A 22,040-nucleotide genomic window follows, 5' to 3' on the forward strand; every position below is an offset into this window, starting at 1 on the left:
CCGCCCGCACGCGAGTGCCGCGTCGCGCGGGAGCAAGGGGCGCGAGGAACTGCGCGAGGCGGGAGACGGCGGCATGCCGAAGCCGCACCACGCCGGGGCCAGTTGCACCGCCCGCCCGCACGCGAGTGCCGCGTCGCGCGGGAGCAAGGGACGCGAGGAACTGCGCGAGGCGGGAGACGGCGGCATGCCGAAGTCTCCCTCCGTCACATCCAATTGCACCGGCCGCTTCCAGAGATCCGCGTCCAGCGGCGCAGTCACTTCGACCGCCGGCCGCGCCGGGCGAGGATCAGGTAGCGCGTGGCGGTGGTGACGCCCAGGGCCAGTGCGCCGACCCGGCGGGAGAGGCGGCAGGCGCGGTCGATGTCGGCCGGGCCGACCGGCGGGAGGCCCGCGCCCAGGACCGGCCGGTGCTCGACGCGCTCGCCGTAGCGCAGCGTCCCGCCCAGTTGCACGCCGAGCGCACCGGCGAACGCGGCTTCCGCCTGGCCCGCGTTGGGGCTCGGGTGGGCGGAGCCGTCCCGGCGCCAGACCCGCCAGGTCCGGGCGGGGGAGTCGGACGCGGCGACGGTCAGCAGGGCGGTGAGCCGGGCCCCGGGCCACCCGGCGAGGTCGTCGAGGCGGGCGGCGGCCCAGCCGAAGCGGCGGTAGCGGGCCGACTTGTGGCCGACCATCGCGTCGAGCGTGTTCACGGCCCGGAACGCCAGCAGCCCCGGGACGCCCGCCAGGCCGCCCCACACCAGGGCGTTGACGACCGCGTCGGCGGTGTTCTCCGCGACCGACTCGACCACCGCCCGGGCGACCTGCTGCTCGTCCAGCCCGGAGGGGTCGCGTCCGCACAGGTGCGGCAGCCGTTCCCGAGCGGCCGTCAGATCCTCGGCGGCCAGCGAACGCCCGATGGCCCGGGCCTCCCGGGTGAGTGACGTCCCGCCCAGGACGGTGAAGGTCGCACCGGCGGTCAGTGCTGCCGCGGCGAGCGGCGAGCGACGGACGGCCCGCGCGGCGAGCGCCGCCCCGCCCGCGACGGCGCCGACGGCGAGTGCGGTGTGCAGTGCGCCGGCCCCGCGGTGGTCGCGCCACAGCCGGCGCTCCAGCCGTCCCGCGGCGGTGCCGAACAGCGCGACGGGGTGTCCGCGCCGGGGGTCTCCGAGCCGGGCGTCCGCGAGATACCCCGCGACCGCGCCCACCAGGTACGGGGCAGCCCGCATGGCGTTGTGTCCTCACTCAGGGTCCGCGCCCTGGATCGACGGAACGGGGGCCAGAGTCTCCTGACTTCCGGTCACCCCCGCGCGGGGTGTCCGGTCACAGTGGCGGGACCGCGCCGGACTCGCACCGGCTTCCTCTGCTTGCCTCCGTTTGGCCCGAAGATCCCACCACGCCCGCTTCGCGGCAGTCAACCGAGGCCGCCGGAGCGTTTGGTCACACCCCGTCGGACACCGGCCCACCGCCGGCGCCGAGGTCAGAGCGCATCCGGACGCCCTAGGATGCAGCCACATTCGCCACCCGGACGGTCCGGACCGGCGGGACACCGGGGGAGACACCGTGCGACAACTGGCCCGGCGCGCCGCGCAGATCGCCGCGGTCCTGGCCGCGCTGGCCGCGACCTCGGGGTGCACCGTCCCGAGCGACGCCGTCGCCGGGATATCCGTGACCGAGGACGGCCACCCGCTGGGCGTCCTGCTGGTCTGCGGCGACCGGATCGACGGAGCGACCCTCTACACCAGCGAGGGCAGCCACGAGGAAACGATCGGAACCTGGACCGCCCACTCCGCCCTCCGGCCCGGGCTGACCACCTGGACCCTGGACGCACCCGCCGAGGGCTGGGAGACCGGCAAGTCCGCCGCCCCACTCGACGCCGGGACCACCTACCACCTCTACGGCTGGACCAAGGACAGCTCCCGGTCGTCGACGCACGTCGACTTCACCCCGGAGGACTTGGAGCAGCTCACGCCGGGCAACGTCCGCTACCACCGCACCGCCTCCGACGGCAGCACCTCCACCTCCACCGTCCCCGTGGCGGAGTTCCAGGCCAAGGCCTGCAAGCACTGACCCCGGCCCCCCGTTCGGCGCACCCGCCCGCGCAACGCCTCCGCCGCCAGGCCCGTCGCGCGCATCCGCCCTTGCTCCGCGTCGCCTCCACCGGCGACCGCAGCGCGGCAAACTGCCCGCGTCCGTCCACGCCGTGAACTTCACCGCCCCGCTCGGCCGCCGCCACCCGCAGGCCGTCCTGGACACCCCCGGAGCGGAGCTCACCGACCGGACCACCTCCGCCGGGCCGCCGCCGTGATCCTGCCGACCGAGCCGTCCCTGCGCGCCCGGGCACCAAGTGCCTTCAGCGCTGCGGCCGCCTCCCTGTAGGACACCGCCCCGCCCCAGCCGCGGCGCGCCGGCCCGCCGCCGAGGCGCCCTCGCCGCCCCGCCCCGGCCGCTGGTCCGAGCCCTGGCGCCGGCTGCTGGACGACTGCGCCGTCACCCCGCGCCCGACGTCCGCGACCGGGCCCGCGCCATCCGGCCGGCCCCGCGCCGGCACGTCACCCGCGGTGCCGCCCCGATTCGCCGGACGGCCTGCGGGCGGGTGCACTGGAGGGCACAGGACTGTCAGCCCCCGGGAGACCGCCATGCGTTGGGGAACCGCCGCCGTTGTCGCAGCCGCCGCCGCAGGGACCGGAGCGGCGGCGTTCCTGCTCCTGGGCCGGAAGGTGTCGGACCAGGTGGTGCAGCCGGGTGCGGTCGTGCAGCCGCCGGTCACCGTGCTGGAGCTCGGTCCGGGCCGGGTGGCGCTGACCGCGACCGCGGACACCGTCCGGCGCGGGCACTACGGGCTGGAGTGGGACGAGGGCGGCCACGCCGTGGTCGGCGAGGTGCTCGGCTCCGGGGGCGGGCAGGTCACCCGGCGCTTGGAGCGGGCCGAGTACGGGACGCTGACCGTCGGCACCGAGGTTCGGCTCACGCCCCGGGTGCTGATCGGTGACCCGCGCACCGCGCTCGGCCTGGACTTCGCCGAGACCGTTGTGGCCGGCGAGCTCGGCGCCTTCCCGGCCTGGCGCACCTCCGGGGTTCGCGGCACCTGGATGGTGCTGATCCACGGCGCGGCCGCCGACCGCTCGCAGGCGCTGCCCGTCCTGCCGCTGCTGCGCTCGCTGCGGATGCCCTCCCTGACGGTCACCTACCGGGGTGACGCCGGCGCCCCCGCCCCGCCGGACGGGCTGGCGCACTTCGGCGAGGCCGAGTGGCAGGACGTCGACGCGGCGATCCGCACCGCGCTGGACTTCGGCGCGCGCAACGTGGTGCTGTGCGGCTGGTCGGTCGGCGCGACCATCGCCCTGCACACCGCCGCGCACTCCGCCCACCGGGGGCAGATCGCCGGACTGGTGCTGGACTCCCCGGTGCTGGACTGGGAGGACTCGGTGCGCCGGGCGGCCGTCTGGGGCGGCGCGTCCCCGATGCTCGCCGAGCTCGGCACCCTCGCCGCGCAGGGCCGCACCGGCGTGGACCTGGCCGGTTTCGCCCGGATCGCGGCCGGCACCGACCTCCGCTCGCCCGCGCTGCTGCTGCAGAGCCCGGACGATCCGCTCACCCCGTGGGCGGCCGCCCGGCGGCTGGCGTCCGAGCGGGACGACCTGGTGAGCCTGCACCCGGTGCCGCACGCGCAGCACGCGGCGCTGTGGAACGCCGACCCGACCGGGTACACCGAGGCGCTGCGCCGCTTCCTCACCCCGCTGCTGTGACGGCCCGACGGGAACCGGAAGCGGGCCCGCCGCGTCCTCATTTCGGAGCGATCACGATGTGCGCCATGTCCATGCCGTGAAACGGAGTGATTCGTCCCGCTTTGCACCGGCCTGTCCCTCCGTCGTTCGAAGGGTTCGGACAATACGCCGAGACAGCCCGGCAGCCGATGTGACAGAAGGCCCGTGCAAGGGGAAGACTGCACGGCGTGACGTCTCGGAACCCGCGCGACCGTGATGCCCCGCACCCGCCCCACCGCACCGGTGCGACGGTGACCCGTCTGCCCGGAACGGCCGTCGGGCGTGCGGAGGGCACCGTACCCGCAGCAGCCAACCGCCGCCGGGTACCCGCCAAGCCCGGACGGGGCCGCGTGCCCGTCCCGGACGGCTTCCCCGCACCCGCCGAACTCGCCCCGCTGGCCCGCCGGATGCTCGCCGACGCGGTCCGCGTCGCCCGCTGGGCCGGCGAGCTCACCGAGGTCGACAAGCGCGGCGAACTCCTCCCCGAGGACGCCCGTGCCGCCGGCCGCGCCCTCTCCATGACGGTCGGCGCCGCCGCCAACGCCTGGGGTCAGGCGCTGCTGGTCGGCCTGGTCGAGCTCCGCGACGGCGGCGCCGGGCCGGGCTGGCGGCTGCACGCCTGGGAGCGCGACGACGAGGCCGTGGTCCGCGGCTGGTCCGCGCTGTTCGACGCCTGGACGCTGCTCGCCCCGGTGCCGCCCGCCGCGCTGCGCGGGGTGTTCGCCCAGCTGGCCGGCCAGGCCGTCGACCAGGCCCCGCAGCTGCTGTCCTTCCTGCACCTGGTGGACGGGCCGGTCGCCGACAGCGAACTGCTCGAACTGCTCCGCCGCGGCCTCGACGAGCGCCGCCTCGGCCCGAGCAGCGGCACCTTCCCGCTCTCCCCGGTCCCGCACGCCGCCTCCGCGGTCTCCGCCGTCCGCGGCACCTGCCGGGAGCCGCAGATCGACACCCCGCACGCGCCCGCCGACGTGGCCGCCGTGCTGGACTGGATGCTCGACGGCCTGGCCGCCGTCGGCGCGCTCGGACGGCGGGACGAGGCCGCCGAACTCTCCCCGCTCGGCCACTGGGCGGTGCGCGCCAAGCTGGAGGAGATCTGCACCGTCGCGCAGACCGCCGCCGGGCACATCGAACAGAGCGCCCTCGAACTGCTCAGCGCCTGCGCCGACTACAGCCCAGGACCGGCCCGCGCCGAGTTCCGCGCCTGGGTCGCCGCCCGGCCCGCCGACCGGGCCGTCGCCGAACTGCTCGAAGCCGCCCGCGGCGAGGACGCGCTGGTCCGCGGCCTCGCCTTCGAGGCACTGCGGGTGGTGGCCGGCTCCACCGCCGAGCAGGGCGTCCGGGCCGCTGTGGAGGAGGCCGTCCTGCGGCCCTACGCGCTGCTCTGGCTGGCCGAACAGCTGGACGAGGGGGGCGCCTCCCCGGCCGACGTGCTGGGCGCGGAGGACGCCGCCTGGCTGTGGGTGGACACCGCCGCCGCCGTGCTCGACCACGGGGAGACCGACCTGCTGGTCGGCCACGTGGAGGGCGCGTCGGCGGGCGAACCCGTCCGCCTGTTCAACCGGGCCCGCCAGTCCGGCCACCCCCGTGCCGCGAGCGTCCTGACGGCCGTCGCCTCCGTCCACCCCGACCCGGCGGTGGCCCGCGCCGCCCGCCGCAGCGCCTTCTCGGTCCACACCGGCGGCGCGTAAGCGGCTCCGCGCCTGTCGAGAATCGCTGGTGTCCTGCGCCCCGTCAGGGGCGCGGGGAACTGCGCGAATCGGAAGGCGATATACGTGAAGCCGCCCACCCAGAGAATCTCTGAGCGGGCGGCTTCTCGCGTATCGGGCTTCGGGGCTAGCCCCGGTTCTCCGCGCGGCGGGCGCGGACCACGCCCACCTTCTCGCCGACCTTGCGGCGGATGACCAGCAGCGGCGCCATCGCGGCCAGCGCGATCTGGGCGAGCGCGCCGATGTGCATCAGGGTGTCGCCGCCGGGCAGGCCCGCGGCCCAGGACGCCAGGCAGCCGATGGAGACCACGATCCAGGCGACCGTCGCGGTGGCCAGCAGGCCCTGCGGCTTGGGGTACTCGATCCGGCTGACCATCAGGTAGGCCACGCCGAAGATCAGCAGCAGGCCGGGGACGAACGGCGGGTCGAGCAGCACGATCGCGATGACGGTCATGGCGCCCATCGGGCAGGGCATGCCCTGGAAGATCCCCGGCCGCATCTTCACGGCGGAGAACCTGGCAAGCCGCAGCACCACCGCCAGCAGCACGGTCAGCGCGATGAACGCGGACAGTTGCTGGTTGGAGCCGGAGGAGACCAGGCCCCAGACCGCGACGAAGTACGCCGGCGCGATGCCGAAGCTGATCAGGTCGGCGAGGTTGTCGAGCTCGGCGCCGAGCGCGGAGGAGCGCAGCTTGCGCGCCACCAGGCCGTCGAAGAGGTCGCACATGGCGCCGACCAGCAGCAGCGTGACGACGGTGGCCGCGCTGTGCTTGACCGGGGCGTTCGACTCACCGGTGAGGTGCGGCATCAGGATGCCGGTGGTGGTCGAGTAGATCGCCAGGAAGCCGCAGACGGCGTTGCCCAGCGTCAGGAAGTCGGCGGTGGAGAGGTGCTGCGGGGAGCGGGGCGCGCGCAGTTCGCGGTCCCGGGCCCAGCGGCGGCGGCGCTGCTCGGTGGATTCTTCGTCACCGAGGCCCACGAGAGTCTCAGGATCAGTCACGGTCAAGGCGAGTCACCCCGGCGGTGGTCTTCTGGCCGACCGTGACGCCGACCTCGACGCCCGCCGGCAGGTAGGTGTCGACGCGGGAGCCGAAGCGGATCAGGCCGACCCGCTCGCCCTGCTCGACCTTGGTGCCGGCGTCCATGTACGGGACGATGCGGCGGGCGACGGCGCCCGCGATCTGCACCATCTCGATGTCGCCGAGCTCGGTGTCGAAGTGCCACACGACGCGCTCGTTGCGGTCGCTGTCCTTGTTGAACGCCGGGACGAATCCACCGGCGATGTGCTCGACGGACGTCACGGTGCCGGCCAGCGGCGCGCGGTTGACGTGGACGTTGAGCGGGCTCATGAAGATCGCGACGCGGGTGCGGCCGTCCGGCCACTCGTCGATCGATTGGACCACGCCGTCGGCCGGGGAGATCACTCTGCCGGCGCCGATCTCACGCTCGGGGTCGCGGAAGAACCACAACATGCCCGCGCTGAGCGCGCAGGCCGGCACGGCCGCCAGGGCCCACTTGCCGGAACGCCGGGTGAGGGCGGTCGTCACGGCGGCGGTGGCCAGCGTGGGAACGAACCAGGGGGTGGCACCGCGCGCGATGGTCACGCGGGGACGCCGACCCTCGGGGACGAAACCCTGGGCGGAGGTGTGAGGGGACGGGCTGATGGGCATCGAGGACCTTTTGTCGCGGGCCCCGCGCGGGAACACTGAATGGCCCCTGGACGAGGGCCACCGCGGGGATCGAGTTGTGTGGGACGGCTGCTGTCCCGGTGGATGCTATCGGGACCTGCCGGTATCTGGGCAAGCCGCCTGCTAGTCGAACTACGCCTGCCTGCCGAGTCGGGCACCTGCTATGTGTACGACCGTAACCGGACGAAGTGCGGTTCCCCAAGAGGTCTCGGGTCACGGGTGATTCACGTCTCAGCGACACGCCGGTCACAGGCAGTGCACGGAAGCGGCCGCCCGGCGCGTACCTGGGGAAACGCGCCGAACGACCGCACCGAATGCCGTGCCCGCCGTGCTCCGGCCGACCAGGCCGGGGGCGGGTACGGCCGGGCCGGCGGCGGGCCCGCACGCCCGCCTTTCCGGCCCCGTGGGGGACTGCCTCAGTCGGCGAGCCGGTACTCCTCCAGCAGGCGACGTCCCACGATCATCTTCTGGATCTCCGCCGTACCTTCACCGATCAGCAGCATCGGGGCCTCCCGGTACAGCCGCTCGATCTCGTACTCCTTGGAGAACCCGTAGCCGCCGTGGATCCGGAACGAGTCCTCGACGACCTCCTTGCAGTACTCGGAGGCCAGGTACTTGGCCATGCCGGCCTCCAGGTCGTTGCGCTGCCCGCTGTCCTTCTTACGGGCGGCCATCACCATCATCTGGTGCGCGGCCTCGACCTTGGTGGCCATCTCGGCGAGCTTGAACTGGATCGCCTGGTGCTCGGCGATCTTCTTGCCGAAGGTGGTGCGCTGCTGGGCGTAGGCGATGCCCAGCTCGAACGCCCGGCGGGCCACGCCGCAGCCGCGGGCGGCCACGTTGACCCGGCCGACCTCGACGCCGTCCATCATCTGGTAGAAGCCCTTGCCCGGGACGCCGCCGAGGATCCGGTCCGCGGGGATGCGGACGTCCTGGAGCACCAGCTCGGTGGTGTCGACGCCCTTGTAGCCCATCTTCTCGATCTTGCCGGGCACGGTGAGGCCGGGGACGGTCTCGTTCGGTCCGAAGCCCGGGGTCTTCTCGATCAGGAAGGTGGTCATGTTCTTGTACGGGGTGTTGCCGCCCTCGTCGGTCTTGCACAGCACCGCGACCACGCTGGACGTGCCGCCGTTGGTCAGCCACATCTTCTGGCCGTTCAGGACGTAGAAGTCCCCGTCCTTGACGCCCTTGGTGGAGATCGCCGAGACGTCGGAGCCGAGGCCCGGCTCGGACATCGAGAAGGCGCCGCGCAGCTCGCCGGCGGCCATCTTCGGCAGGAAGTAGTCCTTCTGTTCCTGGGTGCCGTGCGCGTTGATCATGTGCGCCACGATGAAGTGGGTGTTGACGATGCCGGAGACCGACATCCAGCCGCGGGCGATCTCCTCCACCACCAGGGCGTAGGTGAGCAGCGACTCGCCGAGGCCGCCGAACTCCTCGGGGATGGTCAGCCCGAACAGGCCGAGCTGCTTCATGCCCTCGACGATGGCGGTCGGGTACTCGTCCTTGTGCTCCAGCTCGGTCGCGACCGGAATGATCTCCTTGTCGACGAACTCCCGCACGGTGGCGAGGATGTCCCGCTGGATCTCGGTGAGGCCGTCGGTCTGTGCGAGGCGTCCCATCGTGCGGCTCCGTTAATGCTCAAGAGGGTTGGGGGTGGGGGGCTCCGCGGCGCGTGGCTGCCGCGGAGCCCCCGGGAACCGGGTAGGGGCTGGGCCGATGACGGCGGCCCGCCCGTCCGGGGTCTGGAAGGGGCCGTCAGGCCAGCGGCTCGGGGCGACCGGGCTGGTCGCCGCCGCGCTCCTTCAGGTACTGCTCGGTCGGCACCATCACCTTGCGGCGGAAGATGCAGACGACGGTGCCGTCCTGCTTGTAGCCCTTGGTCTCGACGTAGACGATGCCGCGGTCCGGCTTCGAGGTCATGTTCTTGTCGAGCACGGTGGTCTCGCCGTAGAGGGTGTCGCCGTGGAAGGTCGGCGCGATGTGCCGCAGCGACTCGATCTCCAGGTTGGCGAGCGCCTTGCCGGAGACGTCCTCGACGCTCATGCCCAGCAGCAGCGAGTAGATGTAGTTGCCGACCACCACGTTCTTTCCCTGCACGGTGGTGGTCGCGTAGTTGGCGTCCATGTGCAGCGGGTGGTGGTTCATGGTGAGCAGGCAGAAGAGATGGTCGTCGTACTCGGTGACAGTCTTCCCGGGCCAGTGCTTGTAGACCGCGCCGACCTCGAACTCCTCGTAAGTGCGTCCGAACTGCATCGCGCTCAGGCCCCCGGGATCTCGAACTTGGTGGTGCGCTGCATGCCTGCGGCGCGGCCCTTGCCGGCGATGACCAGGGCCATCTTGCGGCTGGCCTCGTCGATCATCTCGTCGCCGAGCATCGCCGAGCCCTTGGCGCCGCCCGCCTCGGAGGTGCACCAGTCGTAGGCGTCGAGGATCAGCTCGGCGTGGTCGTAGTCCTCCTGCCCGGGCGAGTAGATCTCGTTGGCGGCGGCGACCTGGTCCGGGTGCAGCACCCACTTGCCGTCGAAGCCGAGGGCGGCGGAGCGGCGGGCGACCTCGCGGTAGCCCTCCTGGTTGCGGATCTGGAGGTAGGGGCCGTCGATGGCCTGCAGGTCGTTGGCGCGGGCGGCCATCAGGATGCGCATCAGGATGTAGTGGTAGGCGTCGGCGCCGTAGCCGGGCGGCTGCTCGCCGACCACCAGGGACTTCATGTTGATGGAGGCCATGAAGTCGGCCGGGCCGAAGATGATGGTCTCCAGGCGCGGCGAGGCGGCGGCGATCGCGTCGACGTTGATCAGGCCCTTGGCGTTCTCGATCTGCGCCTCGATGCCGATCTTGCCGACCTCCAGGCCGACGGTCTTCTCGATCTGGGTGAGCAGCAGGTCCAGGGCGATCACCTGCTGGGCGTCCTGCACCTTGGGCAGCATGATGCAGTCCAGGTTGTTGCCCGCGCCCTCGACGACGGTGATCACGTCGCGGTAGGTCCAGTGCGTGGTCCAGTCGTTGACCCGGACGACCCGGGTCTTGCCGCCCCAGTCGCCGTTGTTCAGGGCGTCCACGATGGTGTGGCGGGCGCTCTCCTTGACCAGCGGGGCGCAGGCGTCCTCCAGGTCGAGGAAGACCTGGTCGGCGGGCAGGCCCTGGGCCTTCTCCAGGAAGCGCGGGTTGCTGCCCGGTACGGCCAGGCAGGAACGGCGCGGACGGAGACGGTTCACAGTCATTGAGGAGTTTCCTTCCGGGTCAGCTGGTCGCGGCGGTGGTCGCGGCCCACGGCTGAAGCCTGTTGGCCAGCCGGATCTCGTCCACGATCCGGCCGATGATGGTGGTGATGCCGAAGTCCTTGGGTGTGAACACGGCAGCGACTCCGGCGGCCTTGAGGGCCTCGGCATCCGCTGCGGGGATGATTCCACCCACGATCACCGGCACATCCTCCACCCCGGCCCGGTCCAACCGCTGTATGACGTCGGGCACAAGCTCCGGGTGCGCGCCGGAGAGGATGGACAGGCCCACGCAGTGCACGTCCTCGGCGACGGCGGCGGAGACGATCTGTTCGGGCGTCAGACGGATGCCCTGGTAGACCACCTCGAAGCCGGCGTCGCGGGCCCGGACGGCGATCTGCTCGGCGCCGTTGGAGTGCCCGTCCAGGCCGGGCTTGCCGACCAGCAGGCGGAGCTTGCCGGTGCCGAGTTCGGCGGCGGTGGCGGCCACCGCCTCGCGGACAGCGGCGAGTTCGCCGCCCGGCTCGGCGGCGACCGCGACCGGCGCACCGCCGACCCCGGTGGGGGCGCGGTACTCGCCGAACACCTCGCGCAGCGCGAACGACCACTCGCCGGTGGTGGCGCCGGCCCGGGCGCAGGCCAAGGTGGCCTCCATCAGGTTCTCCTCGGTGGCCGCCACCTCCTTCAGGCGGGCCAGCGCGCGCTGCACCGCGGCCTCGTCCCGACTGCCGCGCCAGGCCTCCAGGTTGGCCAGCACCGAGCGCTCGGACGCCGGGTCGACCACCATGATGGCGGTGTCCAGGTCGGCGGTGAGCGGGCTGTCCTCGGTGGTGTCGAAGCAGTTGACGCCGACGATCCGGTCCTGGCCGGCCTCGATCCGGGCCCGCCGGGCGGCGTGCGAGGCCACCAGGTTGGACTTCAGGTAGCCGGACTCGACGGCCGGGATCACCCCGCCCATCTCCAGCACCTTGGCGATCTCCGCCTCGGCGCCGGCCAGCAGTTCCTCGGTCTTCGCCTCCACCACGTGCGAGCCGTTGAACAGGTCGCCGTACTCCAGCAGGTCCGACTCGTACGCCAGCACCTGCTGGATCCGCAGCGACCACTGCTGGTCCCACGGCCTCGGCAGGCCCAACGCCTCGTTCCAGGCCGGGAGTTGGACGGCCCGCGCGCGGGCGTCCTTGGACAGCGTGACGGCCAGCATCTCCAGCACGATGCGCTGGACGTTGTTCTCAGGCTGCGCCTCGGTCAGGCCCAGCGAGTTGACCTGCACGCCGTAGCGGAAGCGCCGCTGCTTGGCGTCCTCGATGCCGTAGCGCTCGCGGGTGACCTTCTCCCACAGCCGGGTGAAGGCCCGCATCTTGCACATCTCCTCGACGAAGCGGACACCCGCGTTGACGAAGAAGGAGATCCGGCCGACCACCTCGCCCATCCGCTCGGCCGGGACCTGCCCGGAGTCGCGGACGGCGTCCAGGACGGCGATCGCGGTGCACATCGAGTAGGCGATCTCCTGGACCGGGGTGGCCCCGGCCTCCTGCAGGTGGTAGCTGCAGATGTTGATCGGGTTCCACTTCGGGATGTGCGCCACCGTGTAGGCGATCATGTCGGTGATCAGCCGCACGGACGGGCCGGGCGGGAAGACGTGCGTCCCGCGCGACAGGTACTCCTTGACGATGTCGTTCTGGGTGGTGCCGGTGAGCTTGGCGATGTCCGCGCCCTGCTCCTCGGCGACCACCTGGTACAGCGCCAGCAGCCACATGGCGGTGGCGTTGATGGTCATCGAGGTGTTGGTGCGCTCCAGCGGGATCCCGTCGAACAGGGTCCGCATGTCGCCCAGCTGCCCGACCGGCACGCCGACCCGGCCGACCTCGCCGCGGGCGAGGACGTGGTCGGAGTCGTAGCCGGTCTGGGTCGGCAGGTCGAAGGCCACCGACAGGCCGGTCTGGCCCTTGGCGAGGTTGCGCCGGTACAGCGCGTTGGAGTCGCTCGCGGTGGAGTGGCCGGCGTAGGTGCGCATCAGCCAGGGGCGGTCGCGTTCCTGAGTGCCCATCAGATGGTCCTGCTGTGCTTGTTGTTCCGCTCGTCGAGCTCGCGGAAGAGGTTGATCTTGTCGAGGTGCTTGGCGCGGAACTCGTGGTCGCGCACGCCCAGGCCTTCCTCGGGGGCCAGGCAGAGCACGCCGACCTTGCCCTGGTGCTTGTTGTGGTGCACGTCGAGGGCGGCCTGGCCGGTCTCCTCCAGCGCGTACACCTTGGAGAGGGTCGGGTGGATCCTGCCCTTGGCGATCAGGCGGTTGGCCTCGTACGCCTCGCGGTAGTTGGCGAAGTGCGAGCCGACGATGCGCTTCAGCGACATCCACAGGTAGCGGTTGTCGTACTGGTGCATGTAGCCGGAGGTGGAGGCGCAGGTGACGATGGTGCCGCCCTTGCGGGTGACGTAGACGGAGGCGCCGAAGGTCTCCCGGCCGGGGTGCTCGAAGACGATGTCGACGTCCTCGCCGCCGGTGAACTCGCGGATCTTCGCGCCCAGGCGCTTCCACTCGCGCGGGTCCTGGTTGTTCTCGTCCTTCCAGAACTTGTAGCCCTCGGCGGACCGGTCGATGATCGCCTCGGCGCCCATGGCCCGGCAGATGTCGGCCTTGGCGTCGTTGGAGACCACGCAGATCGGGGTGGCGCCGCCGGCCAGCGCGTACTGGGTGGCGTACGAGCCGAGGCCGCCGCTGGCGCCCCAGATCAGCACGTTGTCGCCCTGCTTCATGCCCGCGCCGTTGCGCGAGACCAGCTGGCGGTACGCGGTGGAGTTGACCAGGCCCGGGGAGGCGGCCTCCTCCCAGGTGAGGTGCTTGGGCTTGGGCAGCAGCTGGTTGGTCTTCACCAGCGCGAGCTGGGCCAGGCCGCCGAAGTTGGTCTCGAAGCCCCAGATGCGCTGCTCCGGGTCCATCATCGTGTCGTTGTGGCCGTCGGGGGACTCCAGCTCGACCGACAGGCAGTGCGCGACGACCTCGTCGCCGGGCTGCCAGGCGTTGACGCCGGCGCCGGTGCGCAGCACCACGCCCGCCAGGTCGGAGCCGACCACGTGGTACGGCAGGTCGTGACGCCTGGTCAGCGGGGAGAGCCGGCCGTAGCGCTCCAGGAAGGCGAAGGTGGAGACCGGCTCGAAGATCGAGCTCCACACGGTGTTGTAGTTGACGGCGCTGGCCATCACGGCGACCAGGGCCTCGCCCGGGCCGACCTCGGGCAGCGCGACGTCGTCCAGGTGGAGCGACTTGCGCGGGTCCTTGTCGCGGCTGGCGAGGCCGGCGAACATCTGCTCCTCGTCCTTGTGGAGCGTCACGGCCCGGTAGGACTCGGGCAGCGCGAGGCCCGCGTAGTCGGCGGACGTGGCGTTGCCGCTGAGGATCGCGTCGAGAATTTCCTGCATGGCTGCCTCCGAAGGCGTACCTGTGCGAGGGACACAGGGCGTCTGGGGGAGCCGGGAGCGGACACCGGCTTCGCTGAGGGTCTGAGGGCGGGGTACTGCGGTGGTGCGACGGAAGGGTGGGTCGCGCGGGCACGTCCCCCAGGTGAGGGGACGCCGGACGACGGCGCGCCGAGGTGGGGAGCCGCGGCGCCGCGACCGGTGGCAACAACGTAGTGGCACCCTGTGCCACTCGTAAAGACACAGGGTGCCAACTTCCGACGTGAGCCAGAACACGCGGGTCCGAGGGTTGCCGGGAACGCTCGAAGGCCCGTTCCCGAAAACGGGAACGGGCCTTCGATTCTGTCTGTCACCTGCTGAAATCGCCTGGATTACATGGCACTTCGGCCGGCCAGCGCGGCCCGGATCGAATCCACCACGGTCTCCAGCGGGGCATCCGTGCGGGCCACTGTGATCAGCACCTCACCGCCGGGGCTGGCACTCAGTGCGCTCACGGCCGTCGAGTCCTCCGGTGGCACTCCGTCACCATTGGCACCGGGTGCCAGCGTGGTGCCGCGGCGGCGGGCACCGCTCGGCGGGGTCGGCCAGAACGTCCCCCGGATCACCTCGAAGGAGTGGTCGAGCTGCGCCTCCACGTCGCCGTGCCCGCCGGCCCGCAGCCAGCGCCGCAGCACGTGGTTGTGCGCCGCGACCACCGCCGCCGCCGACACCTCGGCCAGCATCGAGTCGTCGTCCCCGCCGCGCTGCCAGCCCGGTGGGGTCTGCTCGGCCGCGTCGAACCGGCCCAGCAGGTACCGGGTGAACAGCCGCTCGTACCGGGAGACCACCGCGATCTCCCGCTCGCGCAGCGCCGGGACCTGCCGGATCAGCTGGTAGCGGGCCACCGACATGTCCGGGGTGGAGGCGTACATCCGCAGCACCTCCTTGATGCCCCGGCACACCACGTCCAGCGGGTGCTCCTCCGGCTCCGCGCTGGCCAGCAGGTCCGCCACCCGCACCAGGGTGTCGTCGTGGTCCGGGAAGATCGCCTCCTCCTTCGACCGGAAGTACCGGAAGAAGGTGCGCCGCGCCACCCCGGCGGCGGCCGCGATCTGATCGACCGTCGTCTCCTCGTACCCCTGGGTGGCGAACAGCTGCATGGCGGCCGCCGTGAGGTCCTGGCGCATCTGCAGCCGCTGGGCGGCGGCCCGGCGGCTGCCCGGCCCGGACTCCACCCCCGACCGCGGCTGGTCGTGCCCGGCGGCCGGCTGCTGCTGCTGGGAAAGCGAGGTCTGGCGATCCATGTCGGGAACGCTACACGCACCCGGTGCCGCCCCCGCCGGCCTGGCCCTGCGCACCGGCGCCGAAGGCGGCACCACGGCGGGCCGCGGCCACCGCGAGGAGACCGCGCCGGACCCCCAGGAGGGCCTCGGCGCAGCCGGGTTGACGCCCCCGGCGGGCGACGGCCGCGGGCTCGGCGAGGACGCCGGACGGCCGGTCATCGCCGCGCGTGGTCGCGGAAACCGCGGCCGGTCTTGCGGCCCAGGCAGCCCGCCGCCACCAGGTGCTCCAGCAGCGGCGCGGCCGCCAGACCCGGCTCCCGGAACTCCTGGTGCAGTACCTTCTCGATGGTCAGCGACACGTCCAGGCCCACCACGTCCAGCAGCTCGAACGGGCCCATCGGGTAGCCGCAGCCCAGCTTCATCGCGGTGTCGATGTCGTCCACCGTCGCGTAGTGCTCCTCCAGCATCCGCACCGCGTCGTTCAGGTACGGGAACAGCAGCGCGTTCACGATGAAACCGGCCCGGTCGCCGCACTCCACCGGGTGCTTCCTCACCTTCGCGCACAGCTCCAGCACCGTCGCCGTGACGTCCTCGGCGGTCAGCACCGTGGAGACCACCTCGACCAGCTTCATGGCCGGCGCCGGGTTGAAGAAGTGCATGCCGATCACGTCCTGCGGACGGCCGGTCGCCGTCGCGCAGGAGATCACCGGCAGCGAGGAGGTGGTGGTGGCCAGGACCGCGCCCGGCTTGACGATCTTGTCCAGGGTGGCGAACAGCTCGCGCTTGACCTCGAGGTCCTCCGCCACCGCCTCCACCACCAGATCGACGTCCGCCAGCTCCTGGTAGCCGCCGGTCGGGGTGACCAGCGCCAGCGCCGCGTCCCGGGCCTGCTCGGTCAGCCGGCCCTTCGACACCGAACGCTCCAGCGACTTCGCCAACTGCGCCTTCGCCCGCTCCGCCTTCTCCTGGCTGCGGGCCGCCAGCAGCACCGGGAAGCCCGCCTTCGCGAACACCTCCACGATGCCGGTCGCCATCGTTCCGCTGCCGCACACACCGACGCTGCGCACCTCGCGGCCGGCCGGACGCGCCTCGGCCGCCACCGCCTCCTCGGCGACCACCTGGGACGAGCCCGGGGCCTCGTACGTGTAGAAACCGCGGCCCGACTTGCGGCCCAGCAGGCCCGCCGCGACCAGCTGGCCGAGGATCGGCGCCGGGGCGTGCAGACGGTCCCGGGACTGCGCGTACATCGCCTCCAGCACGGTACGGGCGGTGTCCACACCGATCAGGTCCAGCAGTGCGAGCGGGCCCATCGGCAGGCCGCAGCCCAGCCGCATCGCCGCGTCGATGTCCTCCCGGGTGGCGTACCGGGACTCGAACATCGCCGCCGCCTGGTTCAGGTACGCGAACAGCAGGCCGTTGGCGATGAAACCGGCCCGGTCGCCCGCCGCCACCGGCTCCTTGCCCAGGTCGCGCGCCAACTCGGCGACCTGCGCGGCCGCCTGGGGCGAGGTCAGCACCGTGCGGACCACCTCGACCAGCTTCATCGAGTGCACCGGGTTGAAGAAGTGCACCCCCAGCACCCGCTCCGGGCGGGCCGTGGCCGCCGCGATCCGGGTCACGCTCAGCGCGGTGGTGCCGGTCGCCAGCACCGTCTCCGGCGGGCAGATCCGGTCCAGCTCGGCGAACAGGCCGCGCTTGAGCTCCAGGTCCTCCGGGACCTCCTCGATCACCAGATCCGCCTGCGCGGCCGCGGACAGGTCGTCGCCGACCTCGATCAGCGCGAGCAGCGCGGCGCGCTCCTCGGCGGTCAGCCGCTCACGCGCCACCGCCCGGGCGGTCGACGCCTCGATCCGGGCCAGCGCCCGCGCCGCCTGCGCCGGACCGGCCTCCACGCCGATCACCCGCCGGCCGCTACGGGCCACCGCCACGGCCACCCCGGCACCCATGGTGCCCAGGCCGACCACGGCAACAGTGGGGAAGGGACGCTCCATTGACCAGACTCCTTAGTCATGGGCCCGTGCCGACGGCCCCCGCCACCACCCGGGCATGCCGGGGTACGACGGGGGAGGGTGTGCCGACGGCACGGGAGAAAAGGGAACGGAAGAAGAACAGCGGCGACCCCGCGCTCCGGACCGGTCCGCTCCGGTTCCGTCGAGGGGCAGTGCCGTGGTGCTCAGGCGCTCCGACAGGATCATGAAGCGACGCCGACGCGCACACACAGAAGAAGAAACGCAACCGCCCGGTGCGGCTCCCGAAGCCCGGCGCTGGCGCGTGCCGACACTGTAGCCCAGCTACTGGCGAGTAGGAAGAGGGAGGTGCGCACGCCGGTCGGTCGGCGATCTCAAGGAGTTCAGCCGTTGACTCCCGAACGCGAAACAGCCCGCCCGGAGAGTTCCGGGCGGGCCGTTCGTATGTGGCGTGGCGTCAGTGCGCCATGACGGGAACCGCGTCCTCGAGCTCGGACGTGGACTCGTGGTGTTCGGGCTTGCCCGCGTTGATCAGGGTGAAGGCGGTGAGGGAGGCCAGGACCAGGATGCCGACGGCCCACCAGATGGCGGTGGAGTAGGAGTGGACCTGGGCCTGGAGCTGGAACAGCTGGGGGTCGGTGGCGGTGGCCGCGTGGGACTTGGCCCATTCGGTGCCGGCGCTGTGGGCGACGGTGCTGAGGAGGGCGGTGCCGATCGCGCCGCCGACCTGCTGGGAGGTGTTGACCATCGCGGAGGCGACACCCGCGTCGCGGGGCTGGACGCCGTAGGTGGCCAGGCTCATGGCGGGCATGAAGGCGGTGCCCATGCCGAGGCCCATCAGGATCAGCCCGGGCAGGATCTGCCAGTACGAGGTGCCGACCTCGATCCGGGTGAGGATCAGCAGGCCGAGCGAGGCGACCAGGAAGCCGGGCGCCATCAGGTAGCGGGCCGGGATCCGGGTCATCAGGCGGGCGCCGATCTGGGTGGAACCGGTGATCATGCCGGCCACCATCGGGAGGAAGGCCAGACCGTTGACGACCGGCTTGTAGTGCAGCACGCCCTGCATGTAGAGGGTGAGGAAGAGGAACAGGCCGAACATGCCGATCACGGCCATGCCGAGCGAGAGGTAGACGCCGCCGCGGTTGCGGTCGGTGAGCACGCGCAGCGGCAGCAGCGGGGCGCTGACCCGGCGCTCGACCAGGACGAACGCGGCGAGCAGCACCGCGGCGGCGATGAACAGGCCGATGGTGGAGCTGTCGCCCCAGCCGGCGCTCTCGGCGCGGGTGAAGCCGTAGACCAGGGAGACCAGGCCGGTGGTGACCAGCAGGACGCCGGGGATGTCGAGGCGGTTGCGGTTCAGGCCGGCGGCGGGCTCGCGGATGACCAGGACCGCGCCGGCGATGGCGATGGCCGCGAACGGGATGTTGATGTAGAAGGTCCAGCGCCAGTTCAGGTACTCGGTGAGGGCGCCGCCCAGGATCAGGCCGAGCGCACCGCCACCGCCGGCCACGGCGCCGTAGATGCCGAACGCCTTGGCGCGCTCCTTGCCGTCGGAGAACATCACCGCGAGCAGCGACAGCGCGGCCGGGGCGAGCAGCGCGCCGAACACGCCCTGCAGGGCGCGGGCGCCGAGCAGCATGGTGGTGTTGACGGCGGCGCCGCCGATCGCGGAGGCCGCGGCGAAGCCGACCAGGCCGAGCATGAAGGTCCGGCGGCGTCCCCACAGGTCGGCGACCCGGCCGCCGAACAGCAGCAGTCCGCCGAAGGCCAGCGCGTAGGCCGTGATGACCCACTGGGTGGTGCTGTCGGCGAAGCCGAGGTCTTCCTTGGCGCTGGGGAGCGCGATGTTCACGACGGTGGCGTCGAGGACGACCATCAGCTGGGCCAGCGCGATGAAGATCAACGCCTTCCAGCGGCGTGGATCCGGCTGGAGGGTTTCGGACATGGAGGTACCCACCTGTGAGTGCGAGAGAGCGTACGAGACGTGCGAAAAGCTTGCAGGCGGCCCGGTCGGACTGCCTGTCGGAAGAGCGCGGCGGCCGGTCGGCGGCCGGGGTGGTTCAGGCGCGCTGTGCGAGGTCCTCCAGGGTCACGGCGCGGCCGGGCAGGGCGGACGGGGCGATGGTGCGCAGCCCGTCCAGCAGGAGTTGGAGGTGACGGTGGACCAGCGGGTGCAGGTCGAGACAGCCGGTTCCGGGGAGCGGTCGGGTGAGCTGGGAGACGGCGACCACGACGTCGCCCGCCCCGATGTCGGTGCGGAGCAGTCCGTCGGCCTGCGCACGGGCCACCAGGTCCTCGGTGACCTTCGTCAACTCCGTGCGGGCGTCGGCGAGTTCGGGGTCGTGCGGGTCGATGGTGTCGGACAGCAGGGAGCACAGCGCGCCGATCCGTTCGTCGGCGGCGGCGTGCACGAAGCGGCTGAGCGCGGCGAAGGAGTCGGGCTCCTCCGCGGCGGCCGCGTGCGCGTGCGCCACGATCCGGTCGATGACGGCGAGCGACACCTGGTGGATCAGCGTCCGGCGGTCGGCGAAGTTCCGGTAGAGCGTGGCGTTGCCGACGCCGGCCCGGCGGGCGATCTCGTCGAGCGGGGCCATCGCCCCGTGGTCGACGAAGGCCTCGCGGGCGGCGGCGACGATGCGCGCGCGGTTGCGGGTGGCGTCCGCGCGCCGGCGGGGGGCGGCGACGGTGGTCATGGTGCGCTCCCTTCGAGCGGGCGGAGGCCGGAGGAGGTGTCCGCAGGAGTGGGGAGAGCCTCCCCGTTTCTGCTTGGACAGAGTTTCAAACGGGGACTTGGTCCCCGGAATTTCATCATTCGATGTGACTCGCGTCACGTTTGAAACTCCACGGACGGGTGAGCTCTCGGCCGAGTCGCCCGTGCGCCGCATCCTCGCAGGCCAGCATGGGTGCATGAGCACCATGAAGCCGCGCACCGAGCGCGCCGCCGAGGCCCGGTTGGCCGCCACCAGGATCGAGGCCGAGGGCGTGGACGGGGTGATCGTCGGCTGGGTCGACAACGCCGGCGTCACGCGGGTCAAGACCGTCCCCGTCCGCGGTCTGGAGAGCGCCGCCCGGTGGGGCGTCGGCGCCTCGCCGTCCTTCGATGCGTTCCTGGCCGACGACTCGCTCGCCCCGTCCGGCAACCCCGTCGGAGACCTGCGGCTGGTCCCCGACCTGGCCGCGCTGCGCCGGCTCGCCGCCCAGCCCGGCTGGGCCTGGGCCCCCGGCGACCGCTGGACCCAGCAGGGCGAACCGCACCCCGGCTGCCAGCGGCAGTTCGCCCGCCGCACCGTCGAGGCACTCGCCGAGCGCGGCCTGACCGTGCAGGCCGGCATCGAGGTCGAGTGGATCGTCGAGGGCGGCGAAGCCGGGCCCGCGTACGGCATGCGCCGCCTGATCGGCAACAGCGACTACCTGCGCGACCTGCTGCGCGCCCTGCGCGAGCAGAAGCTGACGGTGCTCCAACTGCACCCCGAGTACAGCGACGGCCAGTTCGAACTGTCCGTCGCCCCCGGCGGCCCGGTCGAGGCCGCCGACACCGCCCTGCTGGTCCGGCACACCGTGCAGGCCGTCTCGCTGCGCCACGGCCTGCGGGCGAGCTTCGCGCCGGTCACCGCCCCCGGCGGCGTCGGCAACGGCGGCCACCTGCACTTCAGCCTGTGGCGCGACGGCCAGAACCTCGGCCACGGCGGCACCGGCCCGCACGGCCTCACCCGGGAGGCGGAGGCGTTCCTCGCCGGGGTACTGGCCGAACTGCCCGCGCTGCTCGCACTCGGCGCCCCGTCGGTGGCCAGCTACCTGCGGCTGGTACCCGGCCACTGGTCCGGCCCGCACCGCTGCTGGGGGCTGGAGAACCGGGAGGCCGCACTGCGGCTGATCACCGGCTCCGCGCCCGAGCAGGCCAACGCCGAGGTCAAGTGCTTCGACGCCGCCGCCAACCCCTACCTCGCCGTCGGCGGCGTACTGGCCGCCGGCCTGGCCGGCCTCGGCGACGCGCTGCGCCTGCCCGCCGAAACCACCGGCGACCCGGACGGCGTCGCCGAACGTCTGCCCACCACGCTCGGCCAGGCCGTGGACGCGCTGCGCAAGTCCGAGGTGCTGCGCGCCGCGATGGGGGAGTCACTGTGGCAGGCGGTGATCGACGTCCGGGAGGCGGAGATCGCCCGGTTCGCCGGCCTGGCCCCGGCGGAGATCATCGAGGCGCTCCGCTACCGCTACTGACGGGCGGTCAGCGGGCCGAGCGGTCCAGCAGTGCGAGCGACGCCAACGCGTCGCGCAGCCGTGGGCCCAGGTCGGTCTCGCCGGCCTCGTGGTGGGCGACGGGGAAGGGCACCGCGGGCGGCTTGTCGTTCCACCACGTCAGGTGACGGGCCGCCCGGCGCACGTACACCATCGCCCCCACCGGGTTGCCGAAGAAGGTGACCTCCAGCGTGGGGAAACCGGCCGGGTCGCCGGCCGGATCCTCCAGATGGAAGGTCTGGATCCACGAGTGGCGGTGCTCGATGTCCGGCACGTGCTCGTCCAGCAGCACCGACCCGGTGCAGCGGTAGCCCTTGGTCAGGAACGCCTCCATCACCGCTTCGTGGAGCGGGGAAGCGGCCACGTGCACGAAGTCGACGTCCCGCACGGCGTCCCCGATCGTGGTGACCAGCGAGAGGTCGATCCCCGTCGAGCTGCCGGCGAGCTCGGTCACCGGGCAGTCCCAGGGCAGCCGGCCCTTCATGCCGACCCGCTGCTCGGTGCGCCGCTCCACCTCGAAGTACGCACGCTCGGGGGAGAGGTAGGCCCATTCGCGGTCGGCCGTGCTGCCGTCCGACTGCTTCACCTTGCCCACCACGCGCAAGTACAGGCCGTCGATCCGCAGCTTCGACCCGCCCGCCCGGAACAGGATCTCGCCCTCGATGCGCTGCCCGGGCTGCGGGGACATGGTGGTGATCACGGTGTCGATCTCCGGCCCCTGGCCGTCCTCGCCGCCGAACCCGAACAGCTTGCGCAGCCCCATCGTCCGCCTCCCCCTGGAAAGTTCGGGCAAAGCCTAGCCCCCGGCC

Annotated in this window: 17 protein-coding genes and 1 riboswitch; of the genes, 4 read left to right on the forward strand and 13 right to left on the reverse strand. The window is 72.5% G+C overall.

Going from position 1 to position 22,040, the window contains the following annotated elements; translation table 11 throughout:
• Positions 1-254 precede the first annotated feature (254 nt).
• The gene (locus ACZ6R9_RS22940) at positions 255-1,205 is read right to left on the reverse strand and encodes a cobalamin biosynthesis protein (protein WP_380486019.1); all 951 of its coding nucleotides are present in this window, start codon (positions 1,203-1,205) and stop codon (positions 255-257) included.
• A gap of 31 nt (positions 1,206-1,236) precedes the next feature.
• Positions 1,237-1,366: riboswitch (cobalamin riboswitch) on the reverse strand.
• 173 nt (positions 1,367-1,539) lie between these two features.
• On the opposite strand from ACZ6R9_RS22940, the gene ACZ6R9_RS22945 reads away from it, so the two are divergent.
• The 3 genes from ACZ6R9_RS22945 (at position 1,540) to ACZ6R9_RS22955 (ending at position 5,431) form a co-directional block, all read left to right on the forward strand.
• Positions 1,540-2,046, forward strand: a complete 507-nt coding sequence (locus ACZ6R9_RS22945; protein ID WP_465539988.1) for a hypothetical protein — start codon at positions 1,540-1,542, stop codon at positions 2,044-2,046.
• A 569-nt stretch (positions 2,047-2,615) separates the two neighbouring features.
• Entirely contained in the window at positions 2,616-3,725 is a 1,110-nt protein-coding gene (locus tag ACZ6R9_RS22950) for an alpha/beta fold hydrolase (protein ID WP_380486025.1), read from the forward strand.
• Between the two features lie 206 nt (positions 3,726-3,931).
• Positions 3,932-5,431 carry a hypothetical protein gene (locus tag ACZ6R9_RS22955; RefSeq protein WP_380486027.1) on the forward strand — a complete coding sequence of 500 codons (1,500 nt, stop codon included), beginning with the start codon at positions 3,932-3,934 and terminating at the stop codon, positions 5,429-5,431.
• Positions 5,432-5,576: 145 nt separating this feature from the next.
• On the opposite strand, the gene ACZ6R9_RS22960 is transcribed toward ACZ6R9_RS22955, so the two are convergent.
• The 11 genes from ACZ6R9_RS22960 to ACZ6R9_RS23010 all read right to left on the reverse strand — a co-directional run bounded on the left by ACZ6R9_RS22960 (position 5,577) and on the right by ACZ6R9_RS23010 (position 19,688).
• A complete protein-coding gene (locus tag ACZ6R9_RS22960; RefSeq protein ID WP_380486029.1) occupies positions 5,577-6,455 on the reverse strand; it encodes a CDP-alcohol phosphatidyltransferase family protein in 879 nt (292 codons plus the stop codon).
• A complete protein-coding gene (locus ACZ6R9_RS22965; RefSeq protein WP_380365257.1) occupies positions 6,442-7,119 on the reverse strand; it encodes a phosphatidylserine decarboxylase in 678 nt (225 codons plus the stop codon). Before ACZ6R9_RS22965 ends, ACZ6R9_RS22960 begins: the two co-directional genes overlap by 14 nt.
• Positions 7,120-7,553: 434 nt before the next feature.
• On the reverse strand, positions 7,554-8,756 hold the full coding sequence (locus ACZ6R9_RS22970; RefSeq protein WP_380486031.1) for an acyl-CoA dehydrogenase family protein: 1,203 nt from the start codon (positions 8,754-8,756) through the stop codon (positions 7,554-7,556).
• 136 nt (positions 8,757-8,892) lie between these two features.
• The gene (locus tag ACZ6R9_RS22975) at positions 8,893-9,390 is read right to left on the reverse strand and encodes a MaoC family dehydratase (protein WP_099903503.1); all 498 of its coding nucleotides are present in this window, start codon (positions 9,388-9,390) and stop codon (positions 8,893-8,895) included.
• Positions 9,391-9,395: 5 nt separating this feature from the next.
• The gene (locus tag ACZ6R9_RS22980; RefSeq protein ID WP_400303000.1) at positions 9,396-10,355 is read right to left on the reverse strand and encodes an HpcH/HpaI aldolase/citrate lyase family protein; all 960 of its coding nucleotides are present in this window, start codon (positions 10,353-10,355) and stop codon (positions 9,396-9,398) included.
• 19 nt (positions 10,356-10,374) lie between these two features.
• Entirely contained in the window at positions 10,375-12,399 is a 2,025-nt protein-coding gene (locus tag ACZ6R9_RS22985; RefSeq protein ID WP_465539990.1) for a protein meaA, read from the reverse strand.
• Entirely contained in the window at positions 12,399-13,769 is a 1,371-nt protein-coding gene (ccrA, locus tag ACZ6R9_RS22990; protein WP_465539991.1) for a crotonyl-CoA carboxylase/reductase, read from the reverse strand. Before ccrA ends, ACZ6R9_RS22985 begins: the two co-directional genes overlap by 1 nt.
• Positions 13,770-14,137: 368 nt before the next feature.
• Entirely contained in the window at positions 14,138-15,049 is a 912-nt protein-coding gene (locus ACZ6R9_RS22995) for a TetR family transcriptional regulator (RefSeq protein WP_380486042.1), read from the reverse strand.
• Positions 15,050-15,243: 194 nt separating this feature from the next.
• Complete coding sequence (locus ACZ6R9_RS23000) at positions 15,244-17,019, reverse strand: 3-hydroxyacyl-CoA dehydrogenase family protein (RefSeq protein WP_465539993.1); 1,776 nt, start codon at positions 17,017-17,019, stop codon at positions 15,244-15,246.
• A gap of 433 nt (positions 17,020-17,452) precedes the next feature.
• Positions 17,453-18,940 carry an MFS transporter gene (locus ACZ6R9_RS23005; protein ID WP_380486044.1) on the reverse strand — a complete coding sequence of 496 codons (1,488 nt, stop codon included), beginning with the start codon at positions 18,938-18,940 and terminating at the stop codon, positions 17,453-17,455.
• A 115-nt stretch (positions 18,941-19,055) separates the two neighbouring features.
• Positions 19,056-19,688 (reverse strand): TetR/AcrR family transcriptional regulator, encoded by a 633-nt coding sequence (locus tag ACZ6R9_RS23010; protein WP_380486046.1) that lies wholly within the window; start codon positions 19,686-19,688, stop codon positions 19,056-19,058.
• Positions 19,689-19,902: 214 nt separating this feature from the next.
• Between ACZ6R9_RS23010 and ACZ6R9_RS23015 the strand changes: the two genes are divergently transcribed.
• On the forward strand, positions 19,903-21,213 hold the full coding sequence (locus ACZ6R9_RS23015) for a type I glutamate--ammonia ligase (protein WP_380486048.1): 1,311 nt from the start codon (positions 19,903-19,905) through the stop codon (positions 21,211-21,213).
• A 7-nt stretch (positions 21,214-21,220) separates the two neighbouring features.
• On the opposite strand, the gene ACZ6R9_RS23020 is transcribed toward ACZ6R9_RS23015, so the two are convergent.
• Positions 21,221-21,994: a sporulation protein gene (locus ACZ6R9_RS23020; protein WP_465539996.1), complete on the reverse strand. Its 774-nt coding sequence runs from the start codon at positions 21,992-21,994 to the stop codon at positions 21,221-21,223.
• Positions 21,995-22,040: the final 46 nt, after the last annotated feature.

It is taken from the genome of Kitasatospora sp. NPDC048662 (assembly GCF_055587065.1).